The sequence below is a fragment of the Alteromonas hispanica genome (assembly GCF_010500915.1).
GTDB classification, from domain to species: Bacteria; Pseudomonadota; Gammaproteobacteria; order Enterobacterales; family Alteromonadaceae; genus Alteromonas; species Alteromonas hispanica.
The window spans coordinates 117,429-135,779 of the sequence record NZ_JAAAWP010000003.1; the positions used below are offsets into that span (position 1 = coordinate 117,429).

The window sequence follows — 18,351 nt, forward strand, 5'->3', positions numbered from 1 at the left end:
AAATAGTGGGTCTTTGTTTACCGCCGTTTCATCAAAGGCTTTAGCATTCAAGGAGGAATGATGCACTCTACCAATAAGTATCTCATAGCAGCGGCAATATGTTGCTTTGCTGCGGCACTAGCACATCTTGGCTGCATTGTTTTCGGCGGCGATTGGTATCGTTTCTTTGGTGCTGGCGAGCAGATGGCTAGAATGGCAGAGCAAGGGCTTTGGTATCCAACCATTGTGACATCCGTTATCGTTTTCATCCTTTTAGTCTGGTCGGTGTATGCTCTTTCAGGCGCAGGAGTCATCTTGCGCTTACCGTTTACTAAATTAGCGCTGATACTTATTGCGGGTATATTGATAATTCGCGGCGTGTCTTTTGTTGGCTTAATGCCAATGTTCCCAGAAAACAGCCTGACGTTTTGGCTAGTCAGTTCTGGTATTTGTTTGTTTATCGGCAGTCTGTTTGCTGTAGGCTCTTGGCAGCAGCGGTCAGCTATAGACAATCATCTATAAGCAATCAGGCATAACCAAAAACAACCAGACAGCTCCCATTTGTAAAACTGATGAGCAAGCAACTTTTTATACTCGTACACAATTCCTTTTACCCAAAATCATTGGTTCTATATGATTAATGAATTGCACTCGGCTAGGTTTGAGTGAAATTGTTTTAAGTGGAGTTGGAGTAATTATGAATCTATTTATTTATGGCACATTGGCGCCTGGCAAACCTAACGAGCATGTGCTGAAAGATGTCAATGGAACGTGGAGAAAAGCGATGGTAAAAGGTCACCTTTTCTCTAGTGGCTGGGGCGCGGAACTAGGGTTCCCTGGCATAGTCTTGGATAAAGAGGGCGAAGAAGTTCACGGTCAGGTATTTAACTCCTCAGAGCTTGCGGAACATTGGGATATGCTTGACGATTTTGAAGGCGAAGGGTATCGCCGCGTCATAACATCCGCACAACTTGAAACCGGAGAGTTAGTTGAAACCTTTATTTATGAACTTACGCAATCTGAACACAAATGATGCTGCGTTTCATTAGTCTGTAAAGCCCAGCTTGGCAAGAGTAGACTCTACCTTTTCACTATGCTGTTCTTGCCATTGAGACAATGTCATTGAGGCATCTTTATCTGCTCGGGCTTTGGCGATTTTAAACGCGCTCTCTGCTTCAGAACGTGGAATGACGGCAATGCCCTCTTCGTCTGCCACGATGATGTCGCCTGCATTCACAGTAACCCCTCCGCATAAAATAGGCTGATTAAGAGGAGCTATACATTTTTTCGCCCCTGGCTTAGGGGTGACGCCTCGGCCAAAGACGGGAAATTTATTTTCCCGCGTTTCGGCAATGTCTCGAATTACCCCATCAATGACAAAGCCAGTTATACCCCGCTGCTGTGCAATTGCGCATACATTTCCGCCCGCCACTGCGTACTTATCATCAGCCTCTACCACAATGATATCACCTGGATTCGCTCGATATATTGCAGCGTGCAGCATTAAATGATCACCCGGAGCACATTTTACTGTAAATGCAGGCCCCGCAATACGCCCAATACCCTGCCATAAAGGTTTGATGGCGTAGTCCATAAACTGCTCTCGAGGAAGTGCATCGGCATACTCGCAGGGCGACACTGAGGCAAAAAGTGAGGGGGTAGAAAGCGACATTGCGGGTCCTTAGCATTTACATGGGTTTAATTTACTGTACTGATTTCAATACCGTATATAAGCAAAACTCTCTTTTTCATTCACTCTGAAATTCATCAGTAGATTTTCACTATATCAAAGGCAGAGCAACAAGTTGTTACAAGCTGTGTATTTTCACTATAAACGCTTTTTCTAAAGGGCACTGCATGCTAAAACGTAAAGGTCTGCGAGCTTTTTAGCAATCAATGTAAAGCGCATAGCGACCTTGAGAACAAAAAGCAATCGCATAATATAAACTCCGACAGACCATCTTGTATAACTACCCTCAACATCAAAGATTGTGCTGCCGTTCGATAAAAGGATATATATTTCCATGTTGCGTAACATAGTAAGCCTGAGCGTTGCATTAGCATTAGTAGCGTGCAGCCCGCAAACCACAGTGCCTGAGGCAGGTGTAGCTGCGGAAGTGAAAAAAGAAGCTTTATCTTCCGGAATCATTCAAGAGAACATGGACTTAAGCGTTAAACCCGGCAATGACTTTTTTCAGTATGTCAACGGCAAGTGGCTGGACACCTTTGAAATACCGGCAGACAAATCCAGCTACGGGTCTTTTGTGATCTTGCGTGATGAGGCACAAGATCATGTTATGGATATTATAAAATCGTCGGCAGAGGGCGACTTTAAAGCCGGAAGTGACGAACAGAAAGTGGGTGACTTTTATCGCGCCTATATGGATACAGATACCCGCGACGCGTTGGGTATTACACCACTTGAGCCTGAGTTAGCAAAAATAGCAGATATCGAAAACTATTCCGACTTGGCCGCCTACTTTGCTTATGCAGCCCGCTATGGTTATGGCACTCCGTTCAGCCTTGCCCAATTTTCAGACCTGAAATCTCCACAAGAATACCTAATGTATACATGGCAGTCTGGTATTGGACTTCCAGAACGAGAATACTATTTTAAAGAGGACGAAACCTCTCAAGAAATACGCGATGCCTACGTAAAACATATTCAAACCATGTTTGAGCTAGCCGACTTTGATGCGCCTGAAGCTAGCGCAAAAATGTTGTTTGAGCTAGAAACCCGTATTGCAAACCTGCATATGAAAAAAGAGCAGGCGCGTAATTTCGCTGCCAACTACAACAAACTCACTATTGATGAGCTCCGTGCGTTAATGCCCAACTTCGACTGGGACGCATACATTCAAAGCACTGGTATGACAGATTTAAACGAGTTGGGTGTGTTGCAAAAAGACTTCATGCAAAATATTGATGCCGTTATTCATCAAACCGCTATTGAAGACTGGAAAACATTCCTTCAATGGGGCCTGTTAAACGCATCGGCGAGCAGGTTGACCACGGAATTAGACCAAGCCAACTTTAATTTTTATAGCAAAACACTTCGAGGCGTTGAAGAGCAGCAACCACAGTGGCGTCGCGCTGTAGATTTATCAAATGCGCATGTGGGCGAACTTATTGGCAAAGTTTACGTGAAACAACATTTTCCGCCTGAGGCCAAAGAGCGCATGATGGAGATGGTGAACAACCTGCTGCTTGCTTATAAGAGTAGTATTGAAGAGCTTGAGTGGATGACAGATGAAACCCGTAAAGAAGCGTTAGATAAATTATCGAAGTTCACGGTTAAAATTGGTTACCCAGACCAGTGGAAAGACTATTCAGCGCTGACTGTAGATGCTGGCGATTTGTTCGGTAACTTAAAGCGCTCGTCTGATGTTTTGTATGCAGAGATGCTGAAAAAACAAGGTGGCCCAGTGTGGACGCACGAATGGGGTATGACACCACAAACTGTAAACGCTTATTACAATCCACCGCTTAACGAAATCGTATTTCCAGCCGCCATACTTCAGCCGCCGTTCTTTGATATGAATGCTGAGGACGCCGTTAATTACGGAGGTATTGGCGCGGTAATTGGTCATGAAATTGGACATGGTTTTGATGACGCAGGCTCTACATTTGATGGCGACGGTGTGCTGCGCAACTGGTGGACAGATAAAGATCGCTCTGAGTTTGATGCCCGCACCGCCAATCTTATAGCACAATATGATGCGTTTGAAGTGCTGCCAGATTTACACGTTAATGGAGAATACACACTTGGTGAAAACATTGGTGATTTAGGTGGTATTAGCATTGCGCTGAAAGCCTACCAATTGTCGTTAGACGGTAAAGAAGCGCCTGTGCTTGACGGCTTTACCGGCGATCAGCGAGTATTTTTAGGCTACGGGCAAGTATGGGCTGGTAAGTATCGCGATGAGGCGTTGCGTAGCCAAGTGCAAACGGACACTCATTCACCGGCCAAATTCCGCACTAATGGCGCAGTTAGAAACGTGCCCGCGTTTTATAAAGCCTTCAACGTTACCGAAGACGATGCGCTGTATTTGGCACCAGAAAATCGCGTAAAAATTTGGTAATGCTCTAAAAACCCTTAGCGCCTAAAAAAGGGCTCCTGATAATTTATTCAGGAGCCTTTATTATTTGGGTAAGCAGTTTAAGACCTGTCCGAAAGCGCCTTCAAGACGTTGCTGGCGCGTTGCGCTTTCGCAGACTGAACAAATATATGATCATGATGAAAAGCCGCCACTACGTTGGCACTTATACCGGCGTTGCTCAGCGCTGCACTCACCGCCGCTGTCATGCCTACCGCATCAAGGCTTGAATGTACTTCGCAGGTAATACACTTAAACGGCCCCTCGCCTTTTAACCCATGCTGCTGCGCCAACTCGCGATCTAAAATTAGCGTCATACCTTCGCTTTCTCGAAACACGCCCTTTGCGTTAGTCAGCAATGTAGAAACAACTGAATTGCTAAACGCTTCATCAGGCGAAAACTGTGCCTCAGGCAAAGATACAAAAACATAATCTTCTTCGCTCACCACAGGCGACAAGTTTTTAAGAAGCAAAGCGAGTTCTTTTTCCGCTGACATGTTCATTTGCCTCGTGCTATTGCGAGCATGATTGTTACGACCTTACTTAGGCCATGAGATAGATTAAAGCTTTTTCGCTCGAATGCGCTTACCTTTTATTTTACCTTCGCGAAACTGTGTCATGGCTCGCTTAACGCTGCGCTGTTTTACCGCCACAAAACTTGCGCTGTTTTGCACCGCAATTTTACCCACATCTTCAAAGGGAATGCCGGCATCTTTGGTTAAGGCTCCAACAAGATCGCCAGGGCGAAGCTTTTGCTTTTTACCCGCACTTAGCGAGAGACAGGTAAACTCAGGCTGCGTAATTTTGTTTTTATGAAAGCGCAAGCTCTGGGCACCTTTAAGCGGAATATCCTCTTCTTGCAACACCTCTATTTTTCTTAAGAAGTGTTCTTCGTCTTCACTCACCAGAGTTATTGCTATACCTTTTGCGCCAGCTCTTGCCGTGCGACCAATTCGATGAATATGAACCTCGGGCTCTTCGCTTACAGTGTAATTAATTACACAGGCAATATCGTCGATATCTAGCCCGCGAGCCGCTACGTCGGTAGCAACGAGAACCTGTAATGCGTCGCTGGCAAACTGCATAAGTACGGCTGTGCGTTCATGCTGTTCCATGTCGCCTTTTAGGCCCGCCGCACTAAATCCTTCTTCAACAAGCTCTTCTACTACTTCAGCCACTTGTATTTTTCGGTTACAAAACACTATGGCGTTTTTGGGCTGGTAGTCTGTTAACACCGCTTTTAACGCCTGAATACGAGTGTGGGGAAGAACGTTATAACCCAATTGGGTTATAGCCGGCTTGTTATCTTGAGATTCAACTTTGCAAGATACTGGGTCACGTAAATACTGATTCGCTACTCGCTCAATTTGCTCAGTAAAGGTGGCAGAAAATAACAGTGTTTGTACTTTTGATGACATGGGCGAAAAGATAATGCGCAGGTCGTCTTCAAACCCCATATCCAGCATTCTGTCTGCTTCGTCTAACACGCGAAAACGCACGTTTTTCAACGTAATTCTGCGCTTTTCAACATGATCCATAATACGCCCTGGCGTACCAACAATAATGTGTGGGCTATGCTTTAATGACTGAATTTGCGGCCCCATGGGCTTTCCACCGCACAGTGTAGTGACTTTTATGTTGCCAATTTGTTTTGCCGCTTGTCTAAATTGCTCCGCAACCTGGTCGGCAAGTTCACGGGTAGGACAAAGTATAAGTGCTTGAGTGTTGAAGTCGTTAACATCAATACTTTCTAAAATAGGAATAACGAAACACAGCGTTTTGCCACTGCCAGTTTGCGCCTGACCTATAATATCCCTTCCCTGTAACGCGCTCGGCAAAGACTGCGCCTGAATAGGCGACAATTGATGGATGCCTTGAGCGTCAAGCGCTTTTACAACTGCCGGGTTTATATCAAGGTCTTTAATTGTTTCAACTGTCATTTTTCTATCCAATGGGGAAATTCAAGCACTTGCTAGTGCGTTATATTGCTTGGAAAGCTGTCTTCAGCTTCCACTGTAGCGTTTGTCCGGCGTAAAAAGGCACCATGTCAGTACCATCTGCAAGAGTTACCTGCTCCGGCACATCCCAGTTTTCTTTCACTAAAGTCATTTTGGTTGTGTTTCGAGGCAAACCATAAAAATCTGGTCCGTAATGACTGGCAAACCCTTCTAACTTATCGAGCACACCTAATTGTTCGAAGACCTCTGCGTATAGCTCAATGGCAGACCATGCGCTGTAACATCCCGCACAACCACATGCATTTTCTTTTTTGTGTTTTGCGTGCGGCGCTGAATCGGTACCTAGAAAAAACTTCTTGTTGCCACTGGCTACCATTTCTCGCAATGCTTTTTGGTGCGTATTGCGTTTCAGTACTGGCAAGCAGTAATTATGAGGGCGTACACCACCTACCAATAAGTCATTTCGGTTGAGCAACAAGTGCTGAGGGGTAATTGTTGCCGCAACGAACTCGTTAGCCTGCGCGACAAACTCAGCGGCATCGGCTGTAGTGATATGCTCAAACACCACTTTTAATTCTGGAAAGGCCGCAGTGATACGCGATAAATGTGTGTCGATAAACACTTTTTCGCGATCGAAGATATCAATGTGGCTTTCGGTAACTTCGCCGTGAATAAGGAGTAAAAGCCCCTGCTCTTGCATGGCTTCAAAAACTGGGTAAAGCGCCTCAATGCCCTTTACGGCAGCATCTGAGTTTGTTGTTGCTCCCGCAGGATAGAGTTTACACGCTGTAACACCTGCTTTTTTCGCGTCTATAATATCTTGCGGCGATGTTTCATTGGTTAAAAACAATGTCATTAGCGGCTCGAAGGTACTGCCTTTTGGACGAGCGGCTTCAATACGCGCTTTGTACTCCATCGCCATTGAGGCATTGACAACCGGGGGCACTAAATTAGGCATGACAATGGCACGTTGAAAGCAACGCGCTGTCGCAGGAACGGTTTCTTCCAGCATTTCATTATCACGAAAGTGCAGATGCCAATCATCAGGAGTGGTAATAGTTAACGTTTGCATGCCTAATTCTCTCATTACTTAAAAACGGTTTTGTATTCTGTTGCCCAACGTATTCTGTAACGTTTAGCGTTACAGCAAGTGTCGGTGGACTAAGATTTCTTGGTATATGCCGCGATAATAACAATGCGCGTGCCATTTACTTTACCTTCAATGTGCAAAGGGTTATCACAGAGGCTTATTCCCCTCACGGGTGTACCGCGCTTAGCGGTAAAGCCTGCACCTTTCACATTTAAGTCTTTCACTAAATGCACATTATCGCCGGTCTGAAGGGCCGTTCCATTGCAATCTAGCGTTGCATCTCGCTCAATGAGCCCTGCTTCAGCCCAGGTTCTCGCATCGTCATCTAGGTACATCATGTCTAATGCATCTTGCGCCCACGTTTCACTACTTAAACGAGACAGCATTCTATAAGCAACCACCTGTACCGCTTGAGTTGGCGACCACATTGCGTCATTGAGACAGCGCCAGTGAAGAGGATCTAAGCTCTCTTCACCTTCAAATTTTGAGCGGCAGGTACCACAGGTAAAGATAGCGCTTCCGGCAGTTTCATCTGGTGATTCGGGCACCATGTAAACTTCGGTTTCAGAGGTAGAATTACACAGTTCACAGGCATTGTTTGCTCTTGCTATTACGGCGTCTTGAAGCACAATTTAGATCTCAAAAATAAATTGTGTGCAATGATAGCATATTTTGATGACTATGATGCCAGCAACGAAGTAAGGCTTTTCGCTACAACTATAAGTATTTTTCGTCAGCCAATAACACTGACTACCCGACATTTACATTTTCGACGTGTTATCGCAGCTTTGTCATGTAAGGTAATACTATTGGTAAAACAGCGCCGTCTATTGGCTGTTTTGGTCGACCCAGATCAGTTTTTCAGTGTCGTAACCCGCGTTTTCTGCAAACGACATTAACTCGGCTAACACATTGTCTGGCAGCGTTTTAGTTCTTGCGAGTAGCCACAAGTAGTCTCTATCAGGACCTGTTACCAGTGCATACTGATAATTGGCTTTGTCGAGCTTCATCACTACATAACTTGCGTAGAACGGCCCAAAAAATGAGACTTTAAGGTGTGCTGTAGTAGCTTCGTCTACGAAATACGCTGTTCCTTCTGCTTCTTCCCACTTTCCGGTGTCAGAGGCGTAGCCCTTGTTCACGACTTTAACGCCGCCATCATCTCGCATAGAGTATGTGGCAGTCACCTGAGTTAACCCCTCTTCAAAACTATGATCGTATCGCGCAAGCTCATACCATTGACCGAGATACCGCTGAAGTTCAAACCCCTGTACGGGTTTCACACCGTCCGGCACGCTCGTACAACTTGCAAGCAAAGCAACAATAATAACAAGTAAAGGCCATCGTAAACTTAAGCGCATGGTAAATTCCTTAGTTCATACGTATTCATAGTGTTAGGTGTCGTATCTATCACCGCATTCATCCATACACCGCTTTTATTAAGCGAGTATCGGCGTTATTGTATCTTACAATATCATCATTCAATACGTTCCCGTAGTTTGAGGAACATGTCTTTAGCTTGTTCTTTTAGACAGCTACTTATCATCCTTTTTAGATGATTTTTTACATAAACTTTTTTGGATAAAGCAATGCAAACCTACTTTCCTAATGCCAGCAGAATGGTCTATGGCTGTATGGGGCTTGGCGGAGGCTGGAACAACAACCCGGTAACGTCTGGCGATGTCAGCAACACTCACGCCATCATCAACAAGGCTCTAGAGCTTAACATTAATGTGTTTGATCACGCCGATATTTATACTTTCGGAAAAGCCGAAAGCGTGTTTGGTCAGGTGTTAAAAGCAAATCCATCACTTAGAGAGCAGATGACTATTCAGTCTAAGTGTGCCATACGCTTTGAAGATGAATTAGGCCCAAAACGTTACGACTTTTCAGCCAATTGGATAAACGCCTCTGTTGAGGGAATTCTATCGCGATTAAACATAGAGCAACTAGACGTACTGCTACTTCATCGCCCAGACCCTTTAATGGAACTGCATGAAGTGGCCAACTGCTTAGCCCAGTTACAGCAGCAAGGTAAGATAAAGCACGTTGGCGTGTCGAATATGCACGGACACCAAATTGCTTTTTTACAATCAGCACTCTCAACCCCCATCGTTGCTAACCAGCTGGAAATGAGCTTGGGCTTTAGAGATTGGTTAGAAGACGGTATTACCACTAACAGTGTGGCAAATAGAAACATTGGCTATGCTGCGGGCACACTCGAGCATTGCATGTTAAACAACGTTCAGCTTCAGGCTTGGGGTAGTATCGCGCAGGGTCGTTATACAGGTGCAGCAACATCTAGTGAAGCAGATAGGAATACTGCAGAGTTAGTGAAGCGTTTAGCCAGTGAATACCAAACCACGCCAGAAGCGATTGTGCTTGGCTGGTTAATGAGACACCCAGCCAATATACAGCCTGTGCTGGGCACAACTAACCTCTCACGATTAGAGGCGTGTAAAGAAGCTGAAAGCATTTCTTTATCTCGCGAACACTGGTACGCCCTTGTTGAAGCCGCACGAGGACAGGAAGTTCCCTAACGCGGGCTCATAACGCGTGCTTTTACAATACCGAAGCACACTTAACGGCACACAAAAGCACTAGACAAAGGATACTGCTATGCTGAATGGGTTTCATCATGTCGCTATTATTTGTAGCGACTACCCACGTTCAAAACATTTCTATACCAAAGTTTTAGGTTTTAAGATAATCGCTGAGAATTATCGAGACGCCAGAGACTCGTACAAATGCGACCTCGCGCTTCCCGATGGTAGCCAAATAGAGCTGTTTTCGTTTCCCAGTGCGCCAACTCGCCCCTCTCGGCCTGAGGCGCAGGGATTGAGACATTTAGCCTTTAAGGTGAATAATTTAGATTCAACGATAAAAAAATTAGCGGAAAGTGGAGTTGAGTGTGAACCTGTTCGTGTAGATGAATATACCGGCAAACGCTTTACGTTCTTCCAAGACCCTGATGAATTACCGCTAGAGCTTTATGAACTATAGATTTAAATAGATATTTTTATAGTCGGGCTTTTAGTCGGGATTGAGCCGAGGTTTCAATAGGTCTTATCAATCAAGGCTTAAGTAGTTTTGTAGTAGATAAAAAAGGCGCCAAATCATCATTTGGCGCCTATGTTTTTTAAAGCTCATGTCACTAAGTACAAGCTTCTACAATTAGGAGTTACTGTATTCAGACGCTTCTATTTCAGCTAATCGCTTTTGCGTTGGGTTTTTAACAAAGTTATACACCATACCAACAAACAAAATAGCGGCAAATGCTGTTGCTACCATAAACCCGTATTTTGCATCTCCACCATTGGCGTCGCTAACCAGACCCATTATAAACGGCCCAGCGGCGGCTCCCGCAGCAGTGAAAAATAATATTACCCCCGCGACACTGCCGTGCTGATTTTTGGGAAAACAGCTAATACCTTTAGAATTAAATGTGGGGTAAATAACCGACATGAAAATACCCGTTAGTGGGAATAGATAGAGCGCAACCTGTTTGCCTCCCATCAAGCCAAGGCCAAAACAAAGTACGATAGCTCCACTGAACAGCATAAGTACTAACGCCCAGTTAAAGTGAGACATCATCCAAATTCCAACAAAGCGACCTGCTGCACGCAGAATAAAGAACGCAGTGACAGAGTAGATGGCCAATGTTTGACTAAAACCTTGGGTGTAACAATCGTATGTTGCTCTCAATGTAGAGGCGTCACACACTAAGTAACTTGGCATCCAAACATAAATCGCGCTTTCTGCCGCAACGTACAAAAACGCACCTATAGAAAAACCAAGCGCGTATGGGTTTTTTACCAACGACAAACTTTGGATAACAGAGACTTTTTTTACTTCGTCACCTTGCTCACGTGTATAGTTCGGATATTTCACGAACAATGCACCAACGATAAGTACCGTACATACACCACCTGCAATCACGTATAGCCACTGCCACGCAACACCTTGATGAATAAGATACGCAACAATTAAAGGGCCGATAATAGCGCCAACACCAAAGAAAGCCTCTGCACCATTCATGGTAGATGTGTGCTGTTTGGTCGACGACGATATATCACCAATAAGAGCAAGAGCGCCTGTTTTAAATACACCAACGGCAACACCCGACAAACTCATTAAACTCACTATCAGCATGAAATCGTCGGCAATTAAAAAGCTATAACACGCAACGCCAAATATACCTAACCCCATAATAATGGTAGGTTTACGACCTATTTTATCAGCTAAAAAGCCTAGAAAAAGACCTGAGAGTGCTATGCCCAACATGGGAAGTGAGTGCATAAGACTTGCTTGTGCATTAGTGACAGAAAACGCCACCTTAACTTCTTTAATAATTTCACCTACAGAGTCTGATGTCATGGCGAACATCATAAACATGAGGTAAGTTAACCATCTTATGATTCTGCTATTTGGATCCTGATTGGACATAGTAAGTCTCGCAAAAATACCGCTATTAACGCCTATAATTAAGCCTACTCATGTTATACCGCCATTTTCATATATTAGTAATAGACTTTTTGACGAATACATACACAAGTTTATTTGATAAAATAACTTAATCGTTTAAGATAAAAGTTAACAGAATTTAAAATCGCTGTAAACTCGTTAATCATTATCTTTAGTTAAACGCAACAGAACAGTCGTAATTGCGTAACATATTGGAGCCACCTATGAGCTATGCTGCTGACGTGAATGTTTGTCTAGACCGCATCTTGGAATCAACCGATTTGTCAGGTTTGACGAAGAAAGACGCAACACTATTTACCAAACGTCTAGAAGCGCATTTCCCGTCGCTTTTTGAAAAGTATACTTACGTTTACGGCCACCAGTATGACTGCTATTACCATTTACAAAAACTGGTAGAAACGTTAAGAGATGGCATTAAGAAAAGAAAGCCGGCGCTTAAAAAACTTGATGAAAATCGTCTCAAATCACCGCTGTGGTACCGCGACGAGAATCAGGTGGGTTTAGCTTGCTATGTAGACTTAATGGGCCCAACCCTTAACGATTTACACAAGCGAATTCCTTACTACAAGGCTCTTGGGGTCACCTACCTTCACCTTATGCCTCTATACGACGCACCGGCTGGCGACAGCGACGGTGGATACGCAGTTTCTGATTACCGTAAGGTAAATCCTATTCTTGGTACCACGGAAGATCTTGAAAAGCTTGCAGACGCGCTACTTAAGGAAGGCATAAACTTAGTTCTAGATTTTGTATTTAATCATACTTCTGATGAGCACAGATGGGCAAAAGCTGCGTTAGAAGGTGAAAGGCAGTATCAGAATTACTATTACATGTACGATGACAGAACTATTCCTGACCAATACGAGCAAACCTTACGAGAGATATTTCCTCAAGTTCGCCGCGGCAGCTTTACGTTCAATGAGCAAATGCAAAAATGGGTTTGGACCACGTTTAATAGCTTTCAATGGGATTTAAACTACAGTAACCCTGAAGTGTTTAATGCCATAACTTCTGAAATGTTATTCCTCGCTAATATCGGGTCAGCCGCGCTTCGTCTCGACGCTCTGGCATTTATTTGGAAGGAAATGGGCACAAACTGTGAAAATCAGGAAAAAGCCCACGTATTAATTCAAGCTTTTACCTGCTGCTTAGAAATTGCTGCTCCTGCGGTTGTCTTCAAGTCTGAGGCTATTGTTCACCCAGATGAAGTAAATAAGTACATTGGTAGCGAAGAATGTAAGCTATCTTACAACCCGTTACTTATGGCGCTGTTATGGAATAGCTTGGCTACCAGAAAAACCCGATTATTAACTCGCTCTATGCAGAAAAGCTTTCCTATCGCAGACGACTGCACTTGGGTTAACTATGTGCGTTGCCACGACGATATTGGTTGGACGTTTGACGATAACGTAGCGCAAGAGCTTGGCATTAATGGGCACGACCATCGCTTCTTCTTGAATCAATTCTTTACAGGTCGTTTTGAAGGCAGTTTCGCCAACGGCGTTCCCTTTGCGGAAAACCCGTCAAACGGAGACTGTCGAGTCTGTGGTTCACTTGCATCGCTGTGTGGCCTTGAAAGCGCACTACAAAATGGCGATAGCAAAGGTGTTGAAGAGGCTGTAAGTCGTATGTTGCTACTTTACGGCATAACTTTTAGCATCGGTGGTATCCCGCTTCTCTATTCTAGCGACGAAATTGCCAAACTTAACGACTACAGCTATCGCGATGATGAAACCAAACAACACGATGACCGCTGGGTAAATAGAATTGCCGTTACGCCAGAAGATATTTCCCTCGCAATGGGAGAAGTTAATCGTGAGCTAAGTCAGCAAGAAGAAGCAAGCGTTAACGTCTTTAACGGCCTTCAGCGTATGTTAGAAATACGCAAGAACAATGCTGTTTTTGGAAAGGCAAAAACCTTCATCTTAGAGGCAAGCAACCAACATTGTTTTGCTTTTTTAAGAGAAAACGAACACGGTGAAAAGCTACTAGTGTTGAGCAACTTCAGTGAATACCCTCAACAGGTAGATGGCGAAATATTAACAACGCTTGGCCGCAATCCGGGTGAAGATTTACTTTCTAACATGCACTTCAAAGGCGACGAATCTGTAATTACACTGCGTCCATTCCAGCAACTATGGATTAAGGGCGCCTAATACATACTGAAAAAATGTGTTTGGCTTCTTTGGCTTCTTTTGATACCAGCGTCAAAAGCAAGAGGTGAGGCGCAGAACTCCTCAACAAAACAACGTGCTAGACCGGTGAAACGCTGGTCTAGCATTCATGTTAAATTAGCGCATAAATCGCGTTGCTTCTAATATCGAAACAATCAAAAACTCGTCGTAAATAATTGAAAATTATATTTCCAGCAAGTATTTAGCTTTTTTACTATTTTTTCAGGAAAAAAGACGCATTCACGCTATACTTTAGTATAAAGCCGGCTTATTAAAATAACCGAATGAGCGGTGTAGCGTTTTTTAAAATAGTGAGGTTTGCTGGCTAGCTTAGAGGCACTAGTACTTTAATAGGAGTTAAATAGGAAATCACGGCAAATGTGGGAATGGCGTGAAATATGGATATCATTATGGAGAAGGAAATTAAGATGCACGGCGAAAGCAGTCTTGAATATATGTGTCCCCATTGCGGGGCAATAAACACCTGCCAAATTGGTATACTTAAAGAAATGTATATCGAACAATTTGACGCTTGCGTTGGCTGTAAGAAGCATTTAAGTCTTACACCAGCAGACGGTATTGGCGGCAGAGTGAATCTTGTTATTGATGCAGTAGAATCGGACAATCGCTACAGATAGTAAAATTGATAAGTACAATCTGCGCTGCAAAAATCTGAGAAGCTAAAATTAAAAAAACCGCCTAGTAGTGAATGATACAGGCGGTTTTTTGTGTTGTCTTAGTTAGGCACTTAAATTAATTAGCAAAGAAATCCCGTCTCAACTCGCTATCGGTAAGAAACTTTCCGCCTAGTGCCGATGTTTTAGTGTACGAGTTAGTGTCTTTTATTCCTCGTGCCTTAACGCAATAATGAGTTGCATTAATCGACACCGCCACATCGTCTGTTCTCGCAAGCGTTTGAATAGCCACCAGCACCTGCTGAGTTAAGCGTTCCTGGACTTGCGGGCGCTGCGCAAAAAAGCTCACTAAGCGATTAATTTTAGACAATCCAATAACAGTGTCGTTAGGGATGTAAGACACCGTAGCCGTTCCATCAATCGTCACAAAATGATGTTCACATGTACTGGTCAAACTGATATCTGAGACCTGAACAGGCTGGTCAATCTGCATTTTATTTTCGATCGCAGTAATCTTAGGAAACTTCCTGTAGTCTAAGCCACCGAAAATCTCATTGACGTACATTTTGGCAATGCGCTTTGGCGTATCACATAAACTGTCGTCCTCTAAATCTAGGCCAAGCGTTTCCATGATGTCTCGCATCGCACTTTCAATCCGCGTACGCTTTTGTTCATCACTAAGATTATTAGAAACCATAGGCGTCTCTAGCCCTTTAGTCTCTAGAACTTCTCGTACACGTCTCGCTGAATCAGATAGTGAGGGGTCTAGTGCATCGCGCACAATTACCGCTTCTTTTGCTAACATTGGATTATCCGTATTTGACTTCTTTTTTGAACTTTTACGCACATCAATGCGTTAGAGATCGATTAGGCAGTAAAATGACTTTTTTTTAATGTCATTGCCTTACAACATGAGATTGTCTCACAATCGTTATATCACTTTAATTTCAACATATTAGGAAACACCTTGATATCACCCATTTTAATTACAGGTGCCAGTCAACGACTGGGGTTAGCAATGGCAGACAGCTTGCTAGAAGAAGGGTATACCGTTGTCGTAACCTACAGAACGCTGCGACCCACTATCTCAACGCTCAAAGATAAAGGCGCTATCGTCTTACATGCCGATTTTAGCACTGAGACGGGTATTGATCGAGCAATTGATGATATTAAGGCGGTTAGTGAGAGCTACCGCGCGATTATTCATAATGCCTCAGACTGGGCCCAAGAAAAAGACCACGACAACAAGCATGATCTATTCAACCGCATGATGAATGTACACGCTCTAGCCCCTTACCGAATCAATTTAGCGCTATCGCAATCGTTATCAATGCAGGGTGGTTTTAGCGACATTATTCATATGACCGATTACGTGCAAGATACCGGCAGTGAAAAGCACATAGCCTACGCGGCGAGTAAAGCTGCGCTGCAAAATCTAACGCTTTCTTTTGCCAAAAAGCTTGCCCCAAAAGTGAAGGTAAACAGCATTGCCCCCGCGTTATTGATGTTTAATGAAGGCGATGATGATGCATACAAAGAAAAGGCATTAAAGAAATCGTTGCTTGAAACCGTGCCCGGCGCCGAAGAAGCGGTAAAAGCAATGCATTACTTGTTGAACAGTGAGTACATCACTGGTCAGACGTTGCATTTAAACGGCGGAAGAAACCTAAAATAGCAAAGTCCAGATTCTTGCTCTACACGCCGACCGCCGGTGAAATATATCAATGAGAGTATTGGTAGGAATGTGTGCTGCCGGTATACTTAGCGTCTAACACCGTGACTTACTAACCGAGACATACTATGCAAGGCTCCCGCACTATGAAGCCTGAGTGGCATGACAGCGACGCTATCATGCTTGCTTGGCCTCACGCGCAAACAGATTGGTCTGAATGGCTAGAAGAAGCTAGAGAGACATATCTTAACGTAATCAGCGCAGTCAACCGATACAATGCTGGTGTAATTTTACTGTGCGCCCCTGCTGATGTTGATGATCTAAAAGCGCGTATTTCGCCATCGGCTAATGTCATGATTGTCGAGGCCGTATTCAACGACACCTGGATGCGCGATTACGGCTTTATCACCTGTACAGATAGCGAGGGCAACGGCCATCCAACTGAATTTAGGTTTAATGGTTGGGGCAATAAATTCAACGCGCAAGACGATAACCTTGTTAATCAGCGCTATCTCGCCGCATTATGTCAGTCTGTCATGCGCAGCAGTCCTATCGTTGCTGAGGGCGGCGCACTTGAGATTAACGATGAAGGGCACTTATTGTCTACGTCTCAGTGTTTGCTAAACCCAGAGCGTAATGGTGACCTGTCGCTAGCGGCATACGAAGGCATTTTCTGCGAAATGCTTGGCGCCAGCAAAGTAACAATATTAGAACATGGCCACCTTGAGGGCGATGACACCGACGGTCATATCGACACGCTTGTACGATTTACCCCTGATACAGGCCTAGTTATTCAAGCCTGCGAAAATCGTCCAAACGACTCGCATTTCGATGCACTAAACGCCTTGTGTAATGAGTGCGCAGAGCGCTTGCCAGAATATCAACAGTATCGACTACCGCTGCCATACATTGTAAGTGACGATGGCGATCGGCTTCCTGCATCTTACGCCAACTACCTTATTTGTAACGGCGCAATCTTGCTTCCCATTTATGGAGAGGATGAAGATAGAGAGGCGATTTCAGTTATTCAAAAAGCTTTTCCTACCTATATCGTTGAACCAATTGACTGTCGCGTACTCGTAAAGCAATACGGCAGTTTGCACTGTATCTCAATGCAAGTGCCAAAGAACACGCTAAAAAGTGTCATTATCGAAAACTTAAAAAAAGGAGTATCACTTTATGCCCCCAGCTAAGTTAAAAGTTGGCCTTGTACAACAGGCTGTAAGCGATAACGACAAAGCGACAAACTGGAATAAAAGTGCTGAACAAGTGGCCAAACTTGCCGCTGAAGGATGTGAGTGTATCTTGCTACAAGAGCTCCACAGTACACTGTATTTTTGTCAGCAAGAAGATACCGACGCTTTCGATTTAGCCGAACCTATTCCCGGCCCCGCAACCGAGTTTTTCGGTGAGCTGGCAGAGAAACACAATATTGTTTTAGTAACGTCACTTTTCGAAAAGCGAGGCTCTGGGCTTTATCACAACACTGCCGTTGTGTTTGATAGAAGTCGGGAAATTGCGGGCAAATATCGCAAAATGCATATACCCGACGACCCTGGCTTTTATGAGAAGTTCTACTTTACCCCTGGCGATACCGGCTTCACGCCAATACAAACCAGTATTGGTAAACTAGGCGTTTTAGTTTGCTGGGACCAGTGGTACCCAGAGGCGGCAAGACTGATGGCCATGGCTGGTGCTGACTTATTGTTTTACCCCACCGCAATTGGCTGGGATGTAAACGACACAGATGAAGAACGTGCTCGTCAGCACGGCGCATGGGAAACCATTCAGCGCGCTCATGCCGTCGCTAATTCCCTGCCTGTTATTGTAGCGAACAGAACAGGCTTCGAGCCCTCGCCTAACCCTGCAGACCCAGGCATTCAGTTTTGGGGACAAAGCTTTATAACCGGAGCTCAAGGGGAAATACTGGCAAAGGCGGACGCCGACGGAGAGACCACACTTTCAGTTGAATTAGACATGTCGCGTACTGAAAACGTGAAACGTATTTGGCCATACTTTCGCGACCGTCGCATAGACGCTTACGATGATTTAACTAAGCGTTGGCGCGACTAGTAACAATTAGACACTCGTAGCTTGCAAGCTGTGACTAATGTGTCGGGTCAAAAGAGCTATGTCTAGGAAGCCTTTCCCTGGGGCGTGTTGAACTTTGTTGTACGAGTTTTAGGCTAAATGTACAGCAAAGATCAACACGCCCCAGACATAGCTTACAATTATGCACTCTCAATATTCACTTTTATTAA

The 18,351-nt window shown here is 44.4% G+C and carries 18 protein-coding genes; 10 read left to right on the forward strand and 8 right to left on the reverse strand.

Translation table 11 applies throughout. The features are described from left to right. Nucleotides 1-60: 60 nt before the first annotated feature. Both GTW09_RS06050 and GTW09_RS06055 read left to right on the forward strand, forming a co-directional pair. On the forward strand, nt 61-501 hold the full coding sequence (locus GTW09_RS06050; protein WP_198521016.1) for a hypothetical protein: 441 nt from the start codon (nt 61-63) through the stop codon (nt 499-501). Between the two features lie 175 nt (nt 502-676). Beyond that, nucleotides 677-1,012, forward strand: coding sequence for a gamma-glutamylcyclotransferase family protein (locus GTW09_RS06055; protein ID WP_239059296.1), 336 nt, complete (start codon nt 677-679; stop codon nt 1,010-1,012). A 12-nt stretch (nt 1,013-1,024) separates the two neighbouring features. Here the strand turns inward: GTW09_RS06055 and GTW09_RS06060 are convergent, their stop codons facing one another. Then, a complete protein-coding gene (locus GTW09_RS06060) occupies nt 1,025-1,651 on the reverse strand; it encodes an RraA family protein (RefSeq protein ID WP_163110863.1) in 627 nt (208 codons plus the stop codon). 352 nt (nt 1,652-2,003) lie between these two features. Between GTW09_RS06060 and GTW09_RS06065 the strand changes: the two genes are divergently transcribed. Continuing rightward, the gene (locus GTW09_RS06065; RefSeq protein ID WP_163110865.1) at nt 2,004-4,061 is read left to right on the forward strand and encodes a M13 family metallopeptidase; all 2,058 of its coding nucleotides are present in this window, start codon (nt 2,004-2,006) and stop codon (nt 4,059-4,061) included. Between the two features lie 77 nt (nt 4,062-4,138). On the opposite strand, the gene GTW09_RS06070 is transcribed toward GTW09_RS06065, so the two are convergent. The 5 genes from GTW09_RS06070 to GTW09_RS06090 all read right to left on the reverse strand — a co-directional run bounded on the left by GTW09_RS06070 (nt 4,139) and on the right by GTW09_RS06090 (nt 8,485). Next, on the reverse strand, nt 4,139-4,573 hold the full coding sequence (locus GTW09_RS06070) for an ACT domain-containing protein (protein WP_163110867.1): 435 nt from the start codon (nt 4,571-4,573) through the stop codon (nt 4,139-4,141). Between the two features lie 63 nt (nt 4,574-4,636). Continuing rightward, complete coding sequence (gene dbpA, locus GTW09_RS06075; protein WP_100973050.1) at nt 4,637-6,016, reverse strand: ATP-dependent RNA helicase DbpA; 1,380 nt, start codon at nt 6,014-6,016, stop codon at nt 4,637-4,639. 40 nt (nt 6,017-6,056) lie between these two features. After that, nucleotides 6,057-7,106 (reverse strand): dihydroorotase, encoded by a 1,050-nt coding sequence (gene pyrC, locus GTW09_RS06080; protein WP_163110869.1) that lies wholly within the window; start codon nt 7,104-7,106, stop codon nt 6,057-6,059. An 89-nt stretch (nt 7,107-7,195) separates the two neighbouring features. Continuing rightward, nucleotides 7,196-7,756: a PhnA domain-containing protein gene (locus GTW09_RS06085; protein ID WP_163111405.1), complete on the reverse strand. Its 561-nt coding sequence runs from the start codon at nt 7,754-7,756 to the stop codon at nt 7,196-7,198. 195 nt (nt 7,757-7,951) lie between these two features. Then, on the reverse strand, nt 7,952-8,485 hold the full coding sequence (locus tag GTW09_RS06090) for a lipocalin family protein (protein WP_100973051.1): 534 nt from the start codon (nt 8,483-8,485) through the stop codon (nt 7,952-7,954). A gap of 228 nt (nt 8,486-8,713) precedes the next feature. Between GTW09_RS06090 and GTW09_RS06095 the strand changes: the two genes are divergently transcribed. Beyond that, the gene (locus GTW09_RS06095; protein ID WP_163110871.1) at nt 8,714-9,664 is read left to right on the forward strand and encodes an aldo/keto reductase; all 951 of its coding nucleotides are present in this window, start codon (nt 8,714-8,716) and stop codon (nt 9,662-9,664) included. Nucleotides 9,665-9,743: 79 nt separating this feature from the next. After that, the gene (gloA2, locus tag GTW09_RS06100) at nt 9,744-10,127 is read left to right on the forward strand and encodes an SMU1112c/YaeR family gloxylase I-like metalloprotein (protein ID WP_163110873.1); all 384 of its coding nucleotides are present in this window, start codon (nt 9,744-9,746) and stop codon (nt 10,125-10,127) included. A gap of 171 nt (nt 10,128-10,298) precedes the next feature. Here gloA2 and GTW09_RS06105 read toward each other — a convergent pair whose 3' ends face one another. Further along, nucleotides 10,299-11,519: an MFS transporter gene (locus tag GTW09_RS06105; protein ID WP_163110875.1), complete on the reverse strand. Its 1,221-nt coding sequence runs from the start codon at nt 11,517-11,519 to the stop codon at nt 10,299-10,301. Nucleotides 11,520-11,812: 293 nt separating this feature from the next. On the opposite strand from GTW09_RS06105, the gene GTW09_RS06110 reads away from it, so the two are divergent. Together GTW09_RS06110 and GTW09_RS06115 are read left to right on the forward strand one after the other, a co-directional pair. Further along, entirely contained in the window at nt 11,813-13,765 is a 1,953-nt protein-coding gene (locus tag GTW09_RS06110) for an alpha-amylase family glycosyl hydrolase (protein ID WP_163110877.1), read from the forward strand. A 416-nt stretch (nt 13,766-14,181) separates the two neighbouring features. Further along, nucleotides 14,182-14,421, forward strand: coding sequence for a hypothetical protein (locus GTW09_RS06115; protein WP_163110879.1), 240 nt, complete (start codon nt 14,182-14,184; stop codon nt 14,419-14,421). Nucleotides 14,422-14,536: 115 nt separating this feature from the next. Here GTW09_RS06115 and folE read toward each other — a convergent pair whose 3' ends face one another. After that, nucleotides 14,537-15,223, reverse strand: a complete 687-nt coding sequence (folE, locus tag GTW09_RS06120; protein ID WP_071980836.1) for a GTP cyclohydrolase I FolE — start codon at nt 15,221-15,223, stop codon at nt 14,537-14,539. A 162-nt stretch (nt 15,224-15,385) separates the two neighbouring features. Between folE and folM the strand changes: the two genes are divergently transcribed. The 3 genes from folM to GTW09_RS06135 all read left to right on the forward strand — a co-directional run bounded on the left by folM (nt 15,386) and on the right by GTW09_RS06135 (nt 18,163). Next, entirely contained in the window at nt 15,386-16,093 is a 708-nt protein-coding gene (gene folM, locus GTW09_RS06125; RefSeq protein WP_163110881.1) for a dihydromonapterin reductase, read from the forward strand. 125 nt (nt 16,094-16,218) lie between these two features. Further along, nucleotides 16,219-17,283, forward strand: a complete 1,065-nt coding sequence (locus GTW09_RS06130; RefSeq protein WP_163110883.1) for an agmatine deiminase family protein — start codon at nt 16,219-16,221, stop codon at nt 17,281-17,283. Continuing rightward, a complete protein-coding gene (locus GTW09_RS06135) occupies nt 17,270-18,163 on the forward strand; it encodes a carbon-nitrogen hydrolase (RefSeq protein ID WP_071980839.1) in 894 nt (297 codons plus the stop codon). The genes GTW09_RS06130 and GTW09_RS06135 overlap by 14 nt, the downstream gene beginning before the upstream one ends. The last annotated feature ends 188 nt before the right edge of the window (nt 18,164-18,351 follow it).